We start from the raw sequence: 21333 nt of genomic DNA on the forward strand, positions 1-21333 counted from the left end.
TGAATAATGAAAAGGAGAGCGTTCATATATACATCATCGATAATAATAGGTGGTGCACCTTTCAATTTTTCTTGGAATAAGTTATCTAAAAAGCACAATATTAGAATAGGGTTGATAACGGATCTTCACTTTGCAGATCGTATACCAGGAGAAGGGAATAATAGGTATTATAATCAATCTTTAACGAAATTATCAGAATGTGTTTCTGTAATGAATGAAGAAAAAGTTGATTTCTTGATTCAATTAGGAGATTTTAAAGATCAAGATGAAGTGCCTAATGAAAAGAAGACGTTGAAGTATCTTTCAGCAATGGAAAAAGAGTTTAGTCGTTTCAATGGAGCTAAATACCATGTTTTGGGGAATCATGATCACGACAGTATTTCTAAGCGACAGTTTTTGAAGAATGTTTCCATTTCTGGTTTTAAGGAAGCAAAGAATTTCTATTCATTTGATAAAAATGATTTTCATTTTATTGTCCTAGATGCGAATTATACTTCTCAAGGAATGGAATACGATCATGGAAATTTTGATTGGAAAGATGCAAATATTCCAGCTAACCAATTGCTGTGGCTTGAAAAAGACTTGGAGAAAACCCAATTGCCAACCGTTGTTTTTGTTCATCAGCGTTTAGATGAGAATGAAAGTAATGCAGCATATTGTGTGAATAATTCAGGTGTGGTTCGATCTGTTTTGGAAAAATCAGAAAAGGTTATTTTAGTTCTTCAAGGTCATTACCATGAGGGAGATAATAATAAGATTAATTCTATTACTTATTTTACCTTAAAAGCAGCAGTAGAAGGCCCGGGACTGGAGAATAATAGTTTTGCAATTTTGGATATCAATTCTGATTTGGAGATGGTACTTACTGGATTTAAAAAAGAAAAATCCCTTCCTATCGAATGATCAGGATTTAGGGTCAATTCAATACTCTAAATGATAGAAGGAATTTAGCCTTTAAATTTTACGAAAATTCAAAAATTGAATTTTTCTGAGAGAAATCTTTAAAACTATAATTAAAGATTTTGAATAATATTAAGCCTTATTTATCAAAATAGTAAAATGTTGTTTGGTATGTTTTTATAAAACTTTACCAATGACAGTTTGATAAATAGGGCTTATTTTTTGTAAGCCGTATTTTTAAGAAAGTAAGAATGGGTAGTTGATACAATTGCCTCGTCTATTTTCATGCCATAGTACAATGCTGCGACAATAGTTTGATGGAAGCTATTTTGATATACTCCCTAGGTATAGCCGATAGATTTATTGTATAAGATTTGAAACTACTCTTCCTATTCCGTTGCCATAAAATCCAATAATCAATAACCCTACAAGAAACGACTCCGGATTGACCTTAGATCGAATGACCTTCAGCGCTTTAGCCAAGTGGTTTTTGGCGGTGAAAGGGGAGATGTCGAGTTGTTTGGATATCTCTTTAAGTGACATGCCTCTTTGAAAATTGAGTTTGTATATTTCACGTTGGCGATGGGGTAGACTATTGACGACTTGGTTAATGCTGTCGGTTAATTCCTCCCGTTGTATTTGTCGAATCAGTGAATTATCAGTTTGCGGAAAATGACTCCATACTTCTTCTTTATACTTCTCTTCTTGGGTTAGTTTTTTGAAATGATCTCTAATCATATTTCTGGTGATTGCCAGCATATATGATTCTTTGTCTTCCATAGTAAGAAAACGATTTCTATTTTTCCAAATTTTAATCAACACCTCCTGAGTCAAATCTTCCGCCAACTCGGGAATTTTGACATATTTAAGCATGAATCCGTAAATTCGATTTCTATACTTTTTTAATAATTCTTCCATTTTCACACATTGTTATTTATATACTCAAAAGTGGATCTGATCTTTTGAAAAGCTGCGTGAATAGTATATTGTAGGTGTAAAGGTAGTAAAGTCAAATGATAATTTTTAAAAAAAATCAATTATTGACTAGTCTTTTTTTTGGTTAAAACAGTTTACCTGTTTGGATTTGATTTTTAGAAAGGAGAATTGGTGAAATTATATTTTGTTATTGTTAAATATAAATATGGAAAGCCTTGAATTATCAAGAAAAATTTAAAATATTATTGAAAAGGTATAAGAATGGGGATAGTAGTCGATTGGAGTACGAAGAAATGATTGCTATTATTCGAGACCACCCATCCTTATATAAAGAACTTGAAGATTCTGTCGATCACGATTGGTTGACTGAATTTAACGGAGTTGGAGAAGTGAAAATTAAGAAAGGCTTCTGGACTTCCAAGTCCATTGCTGTCGCTCTGGCAAGTGCAGCAGCAGTAGCTGTCTTGGTGTTGGCGATTGGTTGGGGTATGAAGTCGGATCAGAACCTTTATATCGTCTATCAAACCAATTATGGAGAAACTCAAGAAATTGTTTTGCCCGATGGTAGTCAATTGACTTTAAATGCCAATTCTACGGCAAAATGGATGAAGGACTGGGAGAAGGAGAATCGTAGAGAAATTGAATTGGAGGGCGAGGCTTACTTCGATATTGTACACATAGATGATGAGGCTGAAGGGAAAGCCATCCCTTTCGATGTGGTCGCGGAACATATAAGAGTAAATGTTTTAGGGACGGCATTTAATGTTCAATCTCGTAGGGGAGATGCAAAAGTATTTCTTGAGCGAGGAAAGGTGAAATTGAATCTAGATAACAATGAAAATACATCGCTGGTCTTAAAGCCAGGAGATCAAGTGTCTTTTGATAGTGAAACGGAAGAAATTGCGCAATCAGTCAATGAAACATTGAATTCTGCAGCTGCGTGGAAAAATGGTGTCATTAGTTTTCGCGGTGAAAAATTAAAGGACATTCTCGTGTCACTTAGTGATATTTTCGGTAAAGAATTTATTTGTGAGGAAAATGACTTGCTTGAAAAGTCAATGGATATAGGGGTTCCTTATATGAATTGGGAGGCGACCATGGAGTCTCTTAAACTCTCCATGAATGTGAATATCGAATCTATAGGTGAAACCTATAAAATATCTAGTAATAAGTAAAACTTTTTTATTTAGGAGTATATAAATACAATATTGATTATGTTAAAAATTTACATTAGGTGTTTATGCACCATAGGGCTTTTTATGTCTCTGGTCTATCCCACATGGGCGACAGAGTATGAAAATAAAATGGATGGCAATCAAGAAATGACTTTGGTTGAGGCCATACGATCCATTAGTGAGGATTATGGGGTGTACTTCACCTTTGATCACACCTTGGTTAAGGACATGAAGGTACATTACGTAAAAAAAGATGGTTTAACCGTTGAGCAGGCCGTTTCTGGAGTGCTGGAAGGTACCAATCTTCATTTTAAATTTTACGATCAACGTTTTGTTATATTATACAAGAATGATAAGCAAGGATTGGAATCATTAAAAGAAATGATGAAACATTTTGGCGACATTATTCAGAAGGGAGAAGAAGCTAAGGTCGATCGGAGTTTGCGACCACTTAGCGAAGCTGGACTCTTATATGCTTGGTCTCCGGAACTTAGAGAATTGACTGGACTAGTACTCAATGTCTCTGGTACAGTAACTGATGTGAATAATGAGCCATTAATTGGGGTCAATGTGCAAGTCAAAGGAACAGACAAAGGAACCGCAACTGATTTTGATGGAAATTATTCTCTTAATGATGTCAATGAAAATGCCATTTTGGTTTTTTCTTATATTGGTTATCAGACGGTCGAAGTACCCTTGGATGGAAGAACAGAGCTTTCCATACAATTGATATCGGATTCTGAATTGTTAGACGAGGTGGTTGTGGTAGGATACGGTATTCAAAAAAAAGTGAATCTAACTGGTGCCGTAGGTGTTATCGAAGCTGATCAATTAGAGAATAGACCCATTGCCTCTGTAGAAGAAGCACTTCAAGGACAAGTTTCTGGTTTGAATGTAGTGAGAACAGGAGGGCAGCCCGGGAATCAAACCATAGATTTTAAGATAAGAGGTGCAAGTACTTTTACTAGTAATCCTGTACTAACCATTATAGATGGAGTACCTTCTTCTTTGGATAGAATAAATCCCAATGACATAGAAAGTATCAGTGTTTTAAAAGATGCTGCCTCGGCTTCTATTTATGGATCTAGAGCTGCTGGTGGAGTAATATTAGTGACTACTAAATCAGGAGGTAGTGGAAAACCAAGAATTAACATAAAAAGTACAATTAGCTTGCAAGATCCGACTAGATGGCCAGAAAAACCCTCCGCATTTGATTATGCAACAATGCGGAATTTGGCTTTAGTTAATGATGGAACAGCTCCATTTTATACCGAATCGGATTTAGCTAGATTTTCGAGTTCTGATTGGCAAGATCACGACTGGGATGGTTATTTAATCAATCAAGCTATTCAAAGCAATCATAATGTTAGCATTTCCGGCGGAACGGATGCTCATAAGTATTACATGTCCATTGGGTTATTGGATCAAAATGGGATCGTTATCAATTCAGATTTTCAAAGATTGAACTTTCAGTTAAATCAAGTATTTAACATCGGAGAAAAATTGAAATTGGATGTGCGTGGAGGATATTCTCCCTCTAAAGGAATCTCACCGAGTTCTGGTTGGTCTCCATTAAGATTTATTTATTCAACCCAAAAAACAGAGCCATTTTTATCAGAAGATGGCAAGTGGTTACAGGAAGCAGCTCATACTCAAGGAGGAAATGCTTTGGCAGTTCTTTCAGAGGATGGAGGTCAAAGATTGAGTAAAAGCAATCGCCTAAATGGTAATTTTAAGGTAACTTATAATATTTGGGATCAATTGGATTTTACAGCTGGTTATGGAATTGTGGGTACGAATGAAAAGAATAGAAGTTATAAAAATATTTTAAAGGTTTATGACCCAATCGATCAAGACAAAGTAGCTGTTGAATCAGTAGATAATTATTTAGATATTGATTATTCTGAAGAGACTTTGCAAAATATAAATCTATTCCTAAATTATAGTAAAAATATCTCGGGCCATGAGTTGTCATTTCTTGGCGGTATGACTCGTGAATGGTACAATAATACAGTCGAAGGCATAGGTACAAGAGATTTTTTGACTGATAATATTTATGTTATTGATGCAGGTAGTAGTGATCCAAACTTTTGGTCTGTTAATGGTACTGCATCTGATTGGGCATTGGAGTCTTATATTGCAAGGGCTAATTATTCATATAATGATAAATATTTATTTGAAGCATCTGCTAGGTATGATGGTTCCTCTAGATTTTCTGAGGATAGACGTTGGGGATTCTTTCCTTCGTTTTCAGCAGGTTGGGTAGCTTCAAATGAAGATTTTTTAAGTAGTAATTCAGTGTTAACTTTCTTGAAATTTAGACTTGCTTGGGGGCAAGTGGGTAATCAGAATGTTGGGTTTTATCCTTTTGCTAATAGATTAGCACAGTCTGCTTATTTTTTCAATGGATCTCCTCAAAGAGCAGTAGGTACTGCAGGAGCACCTAATCCTCTGTTAACATGGGAAACCAAAGAAGCTATTAATTTAGGAATTGAAGGAAGTATCTTTAATAATCTATTAGAGTTTGATATTAATTTATTTAGTGAAAATGCTAAAAATATCTTATTGCAATTGCCTTTGCCAACAACATTTGGTCAAGCAGAACCAGTTCAGAATGCTGGTCAGGTAGATAACATGGGATGGGAACTAGAGTTAAGACATAGAAATACTTTAGGAGATTTTAGTTATGGCTTAAGTTTTCAAATTTCGGATTCAAAAAACAACATAGTGAGTATGGGGGGAATTAGTCCTCGTATTTCAGGATATAGTATTTCAGAAGAGGATTATTCTATGGATGAATGGTTTGGTTACAAAGCAATTGGATTTTTCCAATCTGATGATGAAGCCAATAATAGTGCAACACAAAATCCTCAAGTAGGAGCAGGAGATATTAAATATCTTGATGCCAATAACGATGGTGAAATTAATAGCGATGATAGAGTAAGATTAGGAAGGTCAGATCCAAGATTGCCTTTTGGAGTACGCATTAATTTTGACTATAAGAACTTTAATTTTATTGCATTTGGACAAGGAGTTATGAGTCATAATGCCATAACTAGACCATGGGAAATTTCTTCTGTTAGATCTTATCATTTGGATTATTGGACCCCAGAGAATACAGATGCTAAGTTTCCTAGTCCTAGAGTAGGAGGAGGACCACTAGTTGGTATTAATAAGGAATTTTCAAGTTTCTGGTTAGAAGATGCTTCTTATTTCCGTTTAAAACAATTACAAGTAGGTTATACCATATCAGGAGAGAAATGGTCCAATCTTAAATTAGGAGACATTCAATTGTATGTAAGTGCTGAAAATTTAATAACCTTTACCAAATATTTAGGATATGATCCAGAGTTAGCTACTGGGTTGGATATTAGACAATTAGAGGCTAGGTATCCTCTGTCTAGACTCTTTAATTTTGGTGTTAATATAAATTTATAAATCTAGTAATTATGAAATATTCAATTAATAAACATTCATCTTTTGCAATAATACTAGTTTTATTATTTGCGTGCAATGATGATTTTTTAGATAGGGCTCCTTTGGATACCCCATCCTTAGATACATTTTGGGAAAATGAAGAGCAAGCAGAGTTGTGGGTGAACAATTTGTATCTTGGCTTAGGAGGTGCTGATGAATCTCTTTTTGAAGCCTTTAGTGATAATGCCTATGGACGAGCGGGTTCTGGCGCAAATAATATTGCAAATGGATTGTATGACACTAATGATCCTCATGTAAATAGTTTTTGGAATTACAGATACATTAGATTAGCTTTAGAATTTTTCGATTATGTGAAGGAAGTTCCAAATATTACTGCAGAAAAAGAGAGTGAATTGTCTGGTCAAGTGCATTTTATGTTAGCCTACCAGTATTCTAGAATGGTTAATTTTTATGGGAGTATCCCACTGGTCACCCAACCATTAAGCATCGAGGAAAGTGACATACCTAAAAGCTCTAAAGAAGAAGTCTTAGTCTATATTTTTAGTCAACTAGACTTGGCAATTGAGAAACTTCCTCTTGACTGGCCTGAAAGTGAAACAGGACGGGTAACAAAAGGTGCAGCATTGGCATTGAAAGCACGAATGCATTTATACAATAGTCAATGGTCTGAAGCTGCTAATACTGCTAAGCAAATTATGGATTTAAATCAATATAGTCTTCATCCCAATTTTAAAGAGGTTTTTCTTACAGCATTTAATAATCAAACAGAGGAAGTTATTTTAGCTCATCAGTATGCTGCAAATGTCAATACGCACCCTGGTCAAGGGATTGTGAGAAAATATGCACCTGTTAATCTAGGTGGTTATGCTCTTGTATTACCTACGGATGAATTGCAACAGAGTTTTGAAATGAGTGATGGAAGTCCATTTGATTGGAATAATCCTGAACACGCCGCAAGACCATTTGACAATAGAGATCCCCGTTTTTATGAAACTTTTATTTATCAAGGAATTGATTATAACGGTGCGACCGTAGATTTTACAGGTTCAGAAGCGCGGTTTGCATTTACTTATATTTACTATCTTAAATATGTAGCAGATTTAGAAAATAAATTTTGGGATGCTTATGTCAACTGGATTTTGTTTAGATATGCTGATGTTTTGTTGATGTATGCAGAGGCAAAGAATGAAGTATCAGGTCCTGATCAAAGTATCTACGATGCATTGAATCTTATTAGAAATAGAGCAGGAATGCCAGATGTAGACCAAACTATATATAATGATCAATCTAGCTTGCGCGAATTTATTAGAAATGAAAGAAGAGTTGAATTGGCAGGCGAAGGATTGAGATATTTTGATATTCTTCGATGGGGAATAGCTGAAGATGTTTTAAATAAAGAAATAAAAAGTATGGATTTATCTAATTGGGTAGATTTGCCTAGAGATGAAAATGGTAATTCATTATTGCCGTACAAAGATGTTCAAACAAGAATATTTGATCCAGCTAAACATTACACTTGGCCTATTCCTCAAGATGCTATTGATAGAGCCAAAAATCTAGAACAAAATCCGAATTGGAAATAATTCTGGTGAAATAGAAAGATAACTTCTTATGATCAATCGAAGACTATTTGTTAAATTAAGTGGTACGATAGGGGCAGTAAGTATCATTGGTGCTAATGCTTACTGCTTCTCTTCCAAAAACGTAGGTCAATACTCGAAAATTAAATTGACTACTGAGTTTCCTAATGGAGGGGGGGAAGTGTTGTTGAAAAAAATGGATCCAATAACGATTCAGGTTGTTCCGCATAATCAAAATGATGGTGGATGGTCTAAGATTTGGTGGCATTTTCAAGTGGAGGGAATTTCTCCAAATGAAAATATAATTTTAAATATAGAAAAGGGATCTGGGTTTGCCGAGCAAGTTTTTTACAGCTATGATGATGAAAATTGGGCATTGACTAATTCTGGAAATATCATTGATATAGATGGTATAGAGTATGTACAAATCCATCATGTGATGCGTGGAGAAAAGATCTCTTTTGCGTATGATTTGCCCTATCGAATGAAGGAATTAGAATCCAAACTCTTGCCACAATTGCAGGGTGTGCCTCGTGTTAAAGTCGTTGATTATTGTAAGAGTAGTCATGGACGAGTCGTCAAGGCTATTCAATTGAAAAATACAGGTAAAAAGTCAGATAGAAAATATGGTATTTGGTTGCAGGCCAGAGCTCATTCTTTTGAAGCTGGGAGTAGTTGGGTATTACATGAATTGACTAAATGGTTAATCTCAAATGACCTTCTTGCTCTACAACTTCGCGAAATTGCGGACATAACCATTCTCCCAATAGTGGATGTGGATGCTGTAGAAGAAGGTAGAACTGGCAAAAATCAAAAACCATACGACCACAATAGAGGTTGGAGTGAAGCAAAGTCTCATTGGCCAGAAGTAAATGTGACAAAATCTAAACTGAATAAAATGTCTTCTAAGGAGATGTTAGATATGTTTATAGATTTTCATGGCCCGGGAAATAAAAGTCACCCCTATTTTATAATCGCTGTTGACAAAAACCTCAAAACAGATATTCAAAGAACTAATCGTCAGAAATTTTTTGACGTTTTAGGGGCAAGGTCATTTGATGAAAACACCAGTAAGACTCAATCCATGCATCAATTTTTTTATAGTAAAAGAGAATGGAAAAGTCAAAATCATGATTCTTCGAATATGTGGGTGGGGCAAAACACCACTAATAATGTAATTAACCTGACATTAGAAGTGAATATGGGTACACCATTGAGTACTTTAGATGGGTATCAAGTTGAAGCGATAACTTTGGGAAAAGCAATTTCAAAATATTTTAGTCAAGGATTTCATCTTAAATAAAGGATGATTTGAAATATGTTAAAGATGAATGCCAAAAAAGAATTATTGATCCAAACTGATTTCATAAGTGCCGGAGGTGAGATCTCTATTGTCCAAAATCAACCTACTGTCTTAGAAGTGATCCCACACGATGAAGGGCAAGCAGGTTGGAGTAAAGTATGGTGGTATTTCAAAATACTAGGATTGCAACCAGGCCAAGAAATTTCCATTCGATTGGTTAAGGGAGATCCTGAAATAGCTGGTATAAGTGATCAAGCTTATTTTAGTTATGATCAAATGAGTTGGGCTTTGACCAATAAGGGGCAAGATATTGTAGTGGATGGGAAGAAGTATTTTGAATATAAGCACATTGTTAAAAATCATGAAATGTATTTGGCTTATGATTTACCATATGTACCAGATCATGCAACGGCTCTGATAGAACAATGCTCAAGGTTCGAAAAAGTGAAACCATTTGAACTGTGTAGAACCAAGAAAAAACGTTCGGTTCGGGCAATGAAAATGGAAGCAACAAAAAAAGCAAAAAATGGTATTTGGTTGCAAGCGCGAGCTCATGCTTTTGAATCTGGGGCGAGTTGGGTACTACATGAAATGGCATTGTGGTTGTGTTCGAATGATGACCAAGCTATTCAACTGAGAAAATGGTCTGATATTTATATCGTGCCTATCGTTGATGTTGATGCGGTGGTCGAGGGAAGAACGGGTAAATATCAATTGCCTTATGATCATTGGATGAATTGGCACACTGAGCCTGAGCTATGGCCAGAGGTGGCAACTATAAAATCTCATTTATTAGGACTTACGAGTTCTAATATGATGGATATGTTTATTGATTTTCATGGGCCAGGCGCTAAAAGTAACCCCTTCTTTTTGACACCTTTTGAAAAGGATTTACCTTTTGAACAACAAAGAAAGAATCGAAAAGCGTTTTTAGAAATTTTGAAATCTGAGTTGTTGACGGATGAAACGAAAAAAACAGAATCAATGACTCATATTTTGTTTAGTGAAAGAGCTTGGGATAAAGAAAAAAGTAGTTCTTCTCATGAATGGGTATTGCTCCACACGAATGATTCCTGTATAGCATTTACACTAGAAGTAAATATGAATACACCTTTGAGTACTAAGGCTGGATACAGATCTGAAGCTATAGCTCTAGGTAAAGCAATGTCGGATTACTTTGTTCACAATAATCATTTAAAGTAGATGCTTAAATTTTTAATTCCATTTTGTTCGATCATTCTAATATCTCTATTTTTCTCTTGTACGCAGCGTATTGATTATCCTGATCCACAGCATAATCCAGAGTCAACTTTAATGTTAGAGGGAGATTGGTTTGATCATCCTCATGATATCGACTTTTTAAATCTGCCGAAGTTGCCTATGCATCACATAGTAGTAAGTGATGTCAGAGGTAGCGATACTGCCAATCTTCATTACAATCCCAAAGCCAGTGGTGGAGTGAATCAACATAATTACTTATATTTTTATGATAATCAATATTGGTTGATGTGGAGTGATGGCCCAGGGGTAGAGGACAGAGTCGGTCAAGTAGTAAAATATTCTACGAGTAAAGATGGTCTAGATTGGGCGGAACCAAAATTGTTGACGCCTTATCCACCTCAGTCAGATACGACGAGTTCTTACTATAATACAAGATCAGATAATGGATATCGATGGATATCTAGAGGTTTTTGGGAGTATGAGGGCAATTTGTTAGCTTTAGTGTCACTGGATGAAGCCAATGGTTTTTTTGGTGAAAGTTTAGAATTAAGAGCCTTTAAATGGGATAAGCATTCTGAAAGATGGTCAGATAAAGGATTAATTATGAAAAATGCTATAAATAATTTTCCTCCTAAAAAAATTCCATCTGGGGAGTGGTTAATGTCTCGAAGATCATATGATTATGTCCAAAAAGGGGTGGATTTTATGGTTGGTGGATTGACTTCTAAAGATGATTGGGAAGTGTATCCAGTTTTGGGAAGCAATAGTGAATTGTCAGCAGAGGAACCCTATTGGTGGGTGTTGCCAGATGGAAAAAGTTTAATGGCGTTGTTTCGCGATAATAAAAAAAGTGGCTATTTGTACAGAGCGTTTTCTACAGATAATGGAAGAAATTGGACTACCCCTGTACAAACCAATTTTCCAGATGCAGCGTCTAAATTTTATGGTCTAAGATTGGAAGATGGTAGATATGTTTTAATATCCAATCCTAATCCTGAGAGAAGAGATCCACTAGCCCTGTCTATTAGTAATGATGGATTGGTATTTGATAAAATGGCTTACCTAGTAGGTCATCGCCCACCATTTCAATTGGATTATCCTCATGCAATAGAACACAACGGGTATTTATTAATTGCCTTTTCGGGATCAACTAAGCAAAAAATTGAAGTTTTAATAATTAAAATATCTGATTTAGATCTATTAGATATGTCAAAATACAAATCGAATTAAATGAAAAACATTTTCACATTATTAGCATTGCTCATTATTGTTTTTGGATGTAGTCCAAAAAATTATCCTGACGCTGTCAAAAATCCAGAGTCAACATTGATGTTGGAAGGGGATTGGTTCGACCATCCTCATAGCATTGATTTTGATCGTTTGCCAGTGATTCCATCGCAACATGTGGTAGTAAGCGATGTACAAAGTAAAGATGAGAACGAATCTAAATATAAGTTTGCAGGGCAACATTTAGCAGGAGGCGTGAATCAACACAACTACATGATTTTTCATGAAGGTCAATTTTGGTTGATGTGGAGCGACGGGCCAGGAGTGGAGGACAGAGTAGGGCAGGTTGTCAAATATGCGACTAGTCCTGATGGCTTAGAGTGGACAGAGCCGAAGATGTTGACCCCTTATCCTCCCAATTCAGGTCCTAGTTCCGAATATTATAATACTAGAACGGACAAAGGTATGCGATGGATAGCACGAGGATTTTGGTTGAGAGATGGAGAGCTTTTGGCGCTTGCTACCTTGGATGAAGCCAAAGGTTTTTTTGGACCAAGTCTTGAACTTAGATCTTTTACTTTTAATAAGCAAAGTGGATCGTGGGAAGATGCCGGTTTAATTTACGACAATGCCATTAATAATTTTGCCCCTAAAAAGATCCCTTCTGGAGAATGGATGATGTCGCGAAGAGCTTATGACTACGTTGAGAAAGGAGTAGATTTTATGGTCGGCGGCTTGACTTCAAAGGATGATTGGGAAGTGTATCCAGTATTGGGCACTAATAGTGAATTGTCAGCAGAAGAACCCTATTGGTGGGTGTTGCCGGATGGAAAAAGTTTAATGGCTTTGTTTAGAGACAACAAAAAAAGTGGGTATTTGTACAGAGCATTTTCTACGGATAATGGAAGAAATTGGAGTACCCCAGTAAAGACTAATTTTCCTGATGCAAGGTCTAAATTTCATGGATTGCGTTTGTCCGATGGTAGGTATATCTTGGTGTCCAATCCCAATCCAGAGAAAAGAGATCCGCTCGCTATATCCATTAGTGATGATGGGATGGTGTTTAACAAAATGGGCTATTTGACTGGAGGTCGCCATATTGATTATCCCAATGTAATAGAACACGATGGATATATATTAGTCGTTTTTGCAGGTTCGACAAAACAAAAAATAGAAGTATTGAAAATCAAGATATCAGACTTAGACAAATTAAATATGGATGATTATCCTCAAAATAAGTAACCATGAAATCACGAAATTATTTATTCATCATTTTTAGTTTATTAGTAATAGTACATCCGGTAATTGGGCAGGAATCCTACCCCCATCCAGAGACCAATCCCAGTTCGCCGTTGATGCTTCAAGGTCCTGGAATTCCAGAGGAAACTCACGATTTGGATTTTGAAAATTTGCCCGTGATAGCCTCCACACATTCTATCGTCAATGACGTGCGATATGCTTGGGGAAGAAAAGTCAATCAGCACAATTATTTGGTGCATTACAAGGGATTGTATTGGGCCATGTGGAGTGATGGTGTCGGAAATCCACGCGATGGTGTAGGTGCCGAAAAGCATCGCGGTGTAGTGCCTGGACATGATTTGCCTGGACAGTTGGTGTCTTTCGCTACCAGTAAAGATGGTATCCATTGGAGTGAACCTAGAAGCTTGGCAGGTGATCCCAAAACAGGTCACGGTTGGATTGCTCGAGGATTTTGGGTAAGAGACGGTAAATTATTGGCCTTGGTTACCCAATATGGAGGAAGAGGTTATCGAGGTAAAGGTCTACAACTTCATGCATTTGAACTGACTTCTAAGCGAAAAATGAAATGGGAACATCTAGGAATGGTAATGGATGATGCAATGAATAATTTTTCACCTAAAAAATTGCCTACAGGGGAATGGATGATGACTCGTAGAGATAGTATGGCTAATGTACATATCATAATAGGAGGAGTGAAGTCTTTTGATCAGTGGGAAAATTTTCCTTTAATTGGATACAAAGGCAAGGAATTAGCAGCTGAAGAGCCCTATTGGTTGATCTTACCAGACAATAACTTAGTAGCTTTTTTCAGAGATAATAATAGAAGTGGCTATTTGTATCGGGCCTTTTCAACAGATAATGGCAAAACTTGGTCTAATCCAGTTAAAACCAATTTCCCCGATGCACGGTCAAAGTTTAGCGGTCTGAGATTGAAAGATGGTCGATATATTTTGGTTTCTAACTCCAATCCAGAAAAGCGGGATCCAATGACAATCGCCGTAAGTGAGGACGGATTGGTATTTAATAAAATTGGATATTTAGTGGGCGGACGTCATATCGATTATCCCCACGTTATAGAGCACAACGGCGAAATCTTGGTCGCTTTTGCAGGTGCTAAACAAACTATGGAAGTACTTAAATTTCCAGTATCTGCTTTAGATAAATTGTAATGACCTACTACTAAATGGTCAAATAACGAAGAAAAATAATAATGAATATAGAAATACGAACAGCCGATGTAATTACGGTTTTGGTTTATTTAGTGGGGATGATTTTAGCGGGCTTATATTTTTCGAGAAAGAATAAGACTACTGAAGATTATTTCGTTGGGAATCGATCTTTTTCTGGGTGGGTGATTGGATTGTCAATGCTTGGAACCATCGTTAGTTCCGCTACCTTTTTAGCCCTACCCGCTGCAGCGTATATCTTGGATTGGCGGCAATTATCGGTCAATTTAGTAGTTCCCTTTGTGGCGATTTTGGCCGTTATTATATTTATCCCGTTTTTTAGAAGGGGTAAATTAACTTCTGCTTTCGAATACTTGGGCGAGCGATATGGCATGGTGCCTAGGATGTATGGTACTTTTAGTTTTATTATTCTCCAGTTGATACGGATGGCTCAGATATTGTTTTTGGTGTCCTTAGTCATACAGTTCCTCACCGGAATATCTATAGTCTGGGTTATTATAGCCACTGGAGTCTTTATTGGATTCTATACCATAGTGGGCGGGATCGAAGCGGTAATTTGGACAGATGTATTGCAAGCTATCATTTTATTGGTGGGAGGGGCTATTTGTTGTACTTGGATGGTCATGGATATTCCAGGCGGTTTAAGTCAAGTAATAGAAATTGCTCAAGCCAATAATAAATTTAGCATGGGGGAAATGCGCTTTGATCTAGGGGAGCGGACATTTTATACCGTAGCTATATTGGGGGTTATAACGTGGTTGGGAATTTATTCAGGTGATCAAAATATGGTGCAAAGATATGCTTCAGCTCGATCGACAAGAGAAGCTCAGAAAGCCACATTATTGTATTCAGCGATAGCGTTACCGATGTGGATTTTGTTCTTCTTTATCGGTACAGCATTATTTGTGTTTTACCAAGTAAATCCAAGTGATGTCATCGGTGGATTAGAGTCAGATCAAGTTTTGCCTTATTTTATATTTTCAGAATTGCCTCCTGTAGTATCTGGTATTATTATTTCTGCAGTGATTGCTGCGGCAATGAGTACTATGGATTCAGGGGTTAATGCTATATCTACCGTAAGCGTTGTCGATTTAATGAAGCCTTGGCTGGCAAAAGGAAAAACCGATGCTTTTTATTTAAAATCAGCGCATTGGATCGCTGGAGTTGTGACGGTTTTAGTGATTTCCGGAGCTATAGGATTTAGCCAAATTGAGAAAGAAAGTATGAACGATATAAGCCTCATTGTGACCAGTGTGTTTGGAGGATGTTTGATGGGTTTGTTCTTGATGGGCTTTTTTACCAATAAAATTGATGGGTACAGTGCTGTAGTAGCATTGATCGTAGCGGTTACATTCAATATATACCTAGGGCTGGGCTTGTTAGGAGTATTGCCCGACAATTGGATTTTAAAAGTACATAGTTATTGGGTAGGCGCTTTGGTCAATGGATTATTTATCGTAGTGGCTTATGTGCTGGGTAGTTTTAGATACAAGAATTCAACCAAAGATTTGACGGGATTGACCGTGTGGAATAGAGTTAAAAAATAATTAGTAAAAAGAAAGTGATAATGGAGGTAAGTAAAAATGTAAGGTACGAAATTGTTGTTTATGGTGGAACACCAGGTGGAATAGCCGCTGCCATCACTGCTGCAAGATTGGGGCGTTCCGTATTGTTGATAGAGCCACAATTACATTTAGGAGGTATGACAACGAGTGGTTTGGGTAAGAGTGATGTAGAGCAAAAAGAATATATAGGCGGTCTATTTAAAGAGTTTACTCAAAAAATATATGATTATTACAAAAATATTTATCCGGAAGGATCTGAAGATTTGGCATTGTGCAGGGAAGGCTATTACTTTACCCCAGCCCTAGCAGAACAAATTCTCGAAGAAATGATCGCAGAAGCCGGGGATATTACCGTGTTGAGAAATTATTCATTGGTGGTGCCCAAAGTTCAGGATAATACTATTAAACAGGTATTAATTAGAAATAATACCGATCACGATACTCTGACGGTAGATGCCAAAGTGTTTATCGATGGCACTTATGAAGGGGATTTATATGCCGGTGCTGGTGCTGAATATCGTCTTGGGCGTGAAGGTCGAAGTGATTTTAATGAACCGCATGCAGGGAAAATCTATTTCGATTATCAGAAGGGAGAATTTTTGGAGGGTAGTACTGGAGAGGGCGATGATGGATTGCCAGCTTATACCTATCGTCTCTGTTTGACTAAGGATCCAGACAATAGTTATGTTCTTACACAACCACCTAAGGGGTATAATAGAGATTTGTATACTCCTTATTTTGAAGATTTAGCATCGGGTTTAATGTCGGCGCCAGCTGTTTTTCACGATGGTTGGGGATATTATCCTGAGCACTTTGATACCATGGTTAGAGCATTATCCGTAACCGATCTGCCTGGAAACAAAGTAGATGCCAATATCAATCCCCGTCCTTTGGCCTTTCCATTTCCCGAAGAAAATAAAGGCTATGTGGAGGGCGATTATCAAACCAGATTGAACATAGCAGATCGTCATCGGCAAATTGCTTTAGGACTTTTATGGTTTTTGCAAAACGACGAAGAAATTTTACCAGAGCATAGAGCCATGGCCAGACAATATCATCTGCCGTTGGATGAATTTCAAGACAATGAGCACTTCCCTTATCAGTTGTATGTAAGAGAAGCTCGTCGTTTGGTCGGTGAATACACCATTACAGAGCACGACATTGCAATTACAGAACAAGCTCCTGAATTTTTTACCCATCCTGACACCATTGCAATGGGAGAATTTCCCATCGATAGTTTTCCGGTTCACAAGAAACAACCTGGAGATACACTCGTACTCGAAGGATATTTGGGTATGTTGGCTTATTTGACACGACCGTATGAGATTCCATATCGGTCTATGATACCTGTCAAATTGGATGGAATTATTGTTCCTGTTGCTTTATCAGCTACGCATATAGGATTTTGTTCTATTAGAATGGAGCCCACATGGATGTCTTTAGGTCAAGCTGCTGGAATAGCTGCGCATTTATGTATTCAGAATGAGGAATTGCCGCGACATGTAGCCATCGATCAAATGCAGTCTTTGCTAATCGATCAAGGTCAAGTTTTATCCGATCCTAACCGAATTGAAAAAGTCAAATAATTATGATGAATACTCCAAATATACGATTTCAGTTTTCACTATTGTTAAGTTGTATATTGCTGGGATCTACTGCAATGGCGCAAAAGGCCAATGAAAATTCTAGTCAACCACCCAATATAGTATTAATTGTCATCGATGATATAGGATATGGGGATCTTGGGATATACGGTCATGGACAGCATAATACTCCCAATATTAATCGATTGGCCAGAAAGGGTATGATCTTTAGTGATTTTCATACCAACGGATCGGTATGTAGTCCTACTCGAGCAGCATTAATGACGGGACAATATCAGCAGCGTTCTGGTGTGGAGCGGGCTATTGGTTTCAATAAAGAAGAAGGAATTCCTTTGAATAAGAGAATATTTGCAGAAGGACTTCAAGAGAAAGGATATAAGACCGGTGTTTTTGGAAAATGGCATTTGGGTCATGTTGAATTTTTTGGCCCGAATTTTCAAGGTTTTGACAAGAGTGTAGTGAGCAATAATTCCCCTGATTACCATACCCATATGTCTCGAGTAGGGGAGTTAGATTGGTATGAAGATCACGAATTAAATAATGAATCGGGGTATTTGACCGACTTAGTTTCTCAACATTCACTCGATTTTGTGGATGAAAATAAAGAAAATCCATTTTTTCTATATGTTTCTCATATTGCTCTTCATTTTCCGTTTCAAGGTCCCACCGACCCTCCCTTGCGGACAGAAGGCAAGATATGGCATGATGTCAAGTATGGACCACTGCCTGAGAGTCAGTACCGAAGAGCCTATTTAGATATGTTGGAATCTGTAGATAATAGCATTGGTGAGCTTATGTCTAAACTTGAATCGTTGAATTTAGATGAAAACACCCTTGTGTTTATTACTTCAGACAATGGAGCTTATCCCTGGGTGGGAAGTAATTATCCTTTACGAGGAGGTAAAGGAAATTTATTCGAAGGAGGACATCGGGTTCCTGCCATTGCGTATTGGCCGGGGCAAATCGCTGAGGGTGTAGTAGAATCGACCACTTTGATGACCATGGATTTGGCTCCTACCTTCTTGTCGCTGGCCAATGCTTCGAGTGAGGAAGATAATTTTGATGGCATGGATTTTAGTCCATTGTTGTCGGGTCAAACGATGGATAGTAAACGGACTTTATTCTGGAGGACACTGCCTATCCGGAGTGACAACCCTGTCATCAGTGTTCGGAGGGGAGATTGGAAATATATGGAAGATGAGAATGGTAATTACCTATTCAATTTAAGCTTGGATATTACGGAAAGCAACAATCTAATAAAAGAATATCCTCAGAGAGCGGCTAAAATGGCTGCTGACTATAATTTATGGAGTGAGGAAGTATTGGGTGAGGAATAATTTTTTCGATAATATATTATACGAAGGGAGTGTAATTTATACCAAATGCATCTTATGATGTCGGATAAGATTTCGAGACAACTGAACAAGATGCGATAGCATTGAAAGTCGTAAATCGACTTTCAGCGAGGGAGCCGTGAGCTCAGCCTCACGGGTGGGGTGGCCGTTTGACGAGGCAATGACTGAGCAAAATTGCTCTTTGAGCAATCAAAGGTCGTAAATCGACCTTTCCACACCCACCCACAGCGTGGTAGCTGTGGTTTTCTCACCATTGACCGATTTACGGTCAATGATACTACGTATTATGTTCGATAATGTACTATATTTAGTCATATTTAGTCGATTGGATACTACGTATTTCGTTCAGTCATCTTCATCAAATGCCTTTAGTAGGCATTTGGCTCTTTGAGCTGCATTCGGTCATCCATTGAGGGTATTTGGTCACTACGTGACTTCATTCAGTTATATTCGGTCACCCACGGCTATTAGACTACGTCCTTTCAGGCCTTATTTATAAAGATTTCTGGGTATGACTGAGTATTCTATGATAAAACCAATTAATTAAGCTATTCATTTTAAAAAAGGTTCATCTCGATTAATTAATGTATAAAGACGTATTTGCTTGATCGCTTACGAAATTAAAATGACTAGGGATTTGTCATGATTTTTGCAATCATATATTATGAAAAGGATGGTGATATTGTCAGTAGATAGAATGACCAACTTATTCTCATTTGGCAAAAATCCCGCCAAATCATTTTAAGATCATATCCCATCCGTGGGTTTACAACCCACGGCTATGATATATCATCCCTTCAGGATGACCGAGTATGACTGAATTTAGTGATATTAGCTATTTTAGGTTAATTTGAAAATATTTAATTCTATTCGTATTTGATTCGTAAGAATTAAAATAATATGTTTGTGATTTAATGTAAAATTATCGTTCATGATTTGGGCCTTGGCTTGTCATATTAGTCAGGGAGTCATCTAGAGTGGATTATTTTTCTTCCTGAACTTATATATAAAGGTGAAAATCAAATGTCTTCTATAGAAATCGTGGTGAGAAATTTGGGAATAGTCTATAAATTATCTGAAATGGTTTTTAAAATTAAAGGGACAATTCGAAACTCTGTCTTAGCTCTGGTTTTCGTTTTAAATTGTTTCTGTCTTCATAGTCAGACCAAACAACCTCCCAATATTATCTACATTATGGCGGACGATATGGGATATGGAGATTTGGGCTGTTATGGTCAAAAACTAATGAAAACCCCTAATATTGATCAATTGGCAGAGGAAGGGATTCGGTTTTTGCAAGCCTATGCCGGAGGACCTGTATGTACTCCTTCGAGGAGTGTTCTTATGACAGGCCTGCACAATGGTCATACTCCTGCAAGGGATAATATTCCACATTATAATACCTATTTGGAAGAAGATGATGTCACTATAGCAGAAGTGCTTAAGACCGCTGGGTATAAAACCGGAGGGATCGGAAAGTGGTCTTTGGGCGATGCTGGAACCACAGGTAGCGCTACCGAGCAGGGATTTGATTTTTATCTGGGATATTTAAATCAAGATCATGCACATTACTATTATCCAGAATATTTGGATTTTAATGAAAAAAAGATCTCACTAAAGGATAATACCCTATTGAGAGATCGATACAGTCACGATATATTGACGAATGGGGCTTTGCAATTTATTAGAGAGTCTAAAAATCAACCATTTTTTCTATATGCGGCTTATACCTTACCCCATTTTTCATCTAAGGAGGAAGATGAAGATGGGTTAACCGTGCCCAATTTTGACGATTTTAGTGATGAAGATTGGCCTATTCATGCAAAGAAATACGCCACTATGATCTCTATGTTGGATAGGGATGTCGGTAAAATTGTCGATTTGGTAAAAGCACTGGGATTAGAAGAAAATACCATCATTATATTTACCAGCGATAATGGCGGTCATTCATCGGTTTGGAAGGCGTTTAATACCAGTGGACCATTGAGAGGGTATAAAAGAGATCTATATGAGGGAGGAATACGAGTGCCCTTTATTGCTAAATGGAAGGGACAAATTCCAGAAAATAGAATTAGCCGAGAAGTCATCGCATTTCAAGATATGATGCCGACATTTGCGGCTTTGGCTGATGCCCAGTATTCGAATCCAACTGATGGTGTTGATATTGTGGAAGCGCTTAAAGGGGGAAAAGTTCAAGAACCTCATCAATTTTTGTATTGGGATTATGGTCACAATAGACAGCGATATGATCAAGCGGTAAGAATGGGGCAGTGGAAGGGAATTCGGTTGGGTAAAGACAGTGAAATTATGTTGTACAATCTCAATGAAGATGTTGCAGAATCAAAAAATGTAGCTTCAAAGTATCCAGAAGTGGTGAAGCAAATATCGGAGATTATGAAGACCAGTGTTACGCCTAGTGAAAAATATTCTATTGGACAACTTTATACGGGTAGCCAGATTTGGAGAAAGAATTATAGCTTGGATTAATTATTAGACAAGATGTCTTTATTGGAATATCAATAGTCTCTTAGTCATATAGGGAGTTAATGTTTTGCCTTGCCCTTTTATATTATTTTATATAT

The 21333-nt window shown here is 37.1% G+C and carries 14 protein-coding genes; 13 read left to right on the top strand and 1 reads right to left on the bottom strand.

All coding sequences use genetic code 11. The features are described from left to right. The first annotated feature begins 6 nt into the window (after positions 1-6). Positions 7-903 carry a metallophosphoesterase family protein gene (locus tag LVD51_RS05505; protein WP_236970197.1) on the top strand — a complete coding sequence of 299 codons (897 nt, stop codon included), beginning with the start codon at positions 7-9 and terminating at the stop codon, positions 901-903. A gap of 357 nt (positions 904-1260) precedes the next feature. On the opposite strand, the gene LVD51_RS05510 is transcribed toward LVD51_RS05505, so the two are convergent. Then, positions 1261-1818: an RNA polymerase sigma factor gene (locus LVD51_RS05510; protein WP_236970198.1), complete on the bottom strand. Its 558-nt coding sequence runs from the start codon at positions 1816-1818 to the stop codon at positions 1261-1263. 263 nt (positions 1819-2081) lie between these two features. On the opposite strand from LVD51_RS05510, the gene LVD51_RS05515 reads away from it, so the two are divergent. The 12 genes from LVD51_RS05515 to LVD51_RS05570 all read left to right on the top strand — a co-directional run bounded on the left by LVD51_RS05515 (position 2082) and on the right by LVD51_RS05570 (position 21238). Continuing rightward, complete coding sequence (locus tag LVD51_RS05515; protein ID WP_236970199.1) at positions 2082-3011, top strand: FecR family protein; 930 nt, start codon at positions 2082-2084, stop codon at positions 3009-3011. Between the two features lie 39 nt (positions 3012-3050). Beyond that, positions 3051-6449: a SusC/RagA family TonB-linked outer membrane protein gene (locus LVD51_RS05520; protein WP_236970200.1), complete on the top strand. Its 3399-nt coding sequence runs from the start codon at positions 3051-3053 to the stop codon at positions 6447-6449. An 11-nt stretch (positions 6450-6460) separates the two neighbouring features. Next, complete coding sequence (locus LVD51_RS05525) at positions 6461-8032, top strand: RagB/SusD family nutrient uptake outer membrane protein (RefSeq protein WP_236970201.1); 1572 nt, start codon at positions 6461-6463, stop codon at positions 8030-8032. 28 nt (positions 8033-8060) lie between these two features. Further along, the gene (locus LVD51_RS05530) at positions 8061-9332 is read left to right on the top strand and encodes a M14 family zinc carboxypeptidase (protein ID WP_236970202.1); all 1272 of its coding nucleotides are present in this window, start codon (positions 8061-8063) and stop codon (positions 9330-9332) included. A 24-nt stretch (positions 9333-9356) separates the two neighbouring features. Then, positions 9357-10535 carry a M14 family zinc carboxypeptidase gene (locus LVD51_RS05535; RefSeq protein ID WP_236970203.1) on the top strand — a complete coding sequence of 393 codons (1179 nt, stop codon included), beginning with the start codon at positions 9357-9359 and terminating at the stop codon, positions 10533-10535. Continuing rightward, positions 10536-11783 carry an exo-alpha-sialidase gene (locus LVD51_RS05540; protein ID WP_236970204.1) on the top strand — a complete coding sequence of 416 codons (1248 nt, stop codon included), beginning with the start codon at positions 10536-10538 and terminating at the stop codon, positions 11781-11783. After that, complete coding sequence (locus tag LVD51_RS05545) at positions 11784-13022, top strand: exo-alpha-sialidase (protein ID WP_236970205.1); 1239 nt, start codon at positions 11784-11786, stop codon at positions 13020-13022. Between the two features lie 2 nt (positions 13023-13024). Continuing rightward, positions 13025-14209, top strand: coding sequence for an exo-alpha-sialidase (locus LVD51_RS05550; RefSeq protein WP_236970206.1), 1185 nt, complete (start codon positions 13025-13027; stop codon positions 14207-14209). Positions 14210-14250: 41 nt separating this feature from the next. Continuing rightward, a complete protein-coding gene (locus LVD51_RS05555) occupies positions 14251-15774 on the top strand; it encodes a sodium:solute symporter family transporter (RefSeq protein ID WP_236970207.1) in 1524 nt (507 codons plus the stop codon). A gap of 20 nt (positions 15775-15794) precedes the next feature. After that, positions 15795-17378, top strand: a complete 1584-nt coding sequence (locus tag LVD51_RS05560) for an FAD-dependent oxidoreductase (protein ID WP_236970208.1) — start codon at positions 15795-15797, stop codon at positions 17376-17378. Positions 17379-17380: 2 nt separating this feature from the next. Continuing rightward, positions 17381-18733 (top strand): sulfatase-like hydrolase/transferase, encoded by a 1353-nt coding sequence (locus LVD51_RS05565; RefSeq protein ID WP_236970209.1) that lies wholly within the window; start codon positions 17381-17383, stop codon positions 18731-18733. A gap of 1041 nt (positions 18734-19774) precedes the next feature. Further along, positions 19775-21238: an arylsulfatase gene (locus LVD51_RS05570; protein ID WP_236970210.1), complete on the top strand. Its 1464-nt coding sequence runs from the start codon at positions 19775-19777 to the stop codon at positions 21236-21238. The last annotated feature ends 95 nt before the right edge of the window (positions 21239-21333 follow it).

It is taken from the genome of Membranihabitans marinus (genome assembly GCF_021729155.1).
In the GTDB taxonomy this organism is placed as follows: domain Bacteria; phylum Bacteroidota; class Bacteroidia; order Chitinophagales; family Saprospiraceae; genus Membranihabitans; species Membranihabitans marinus.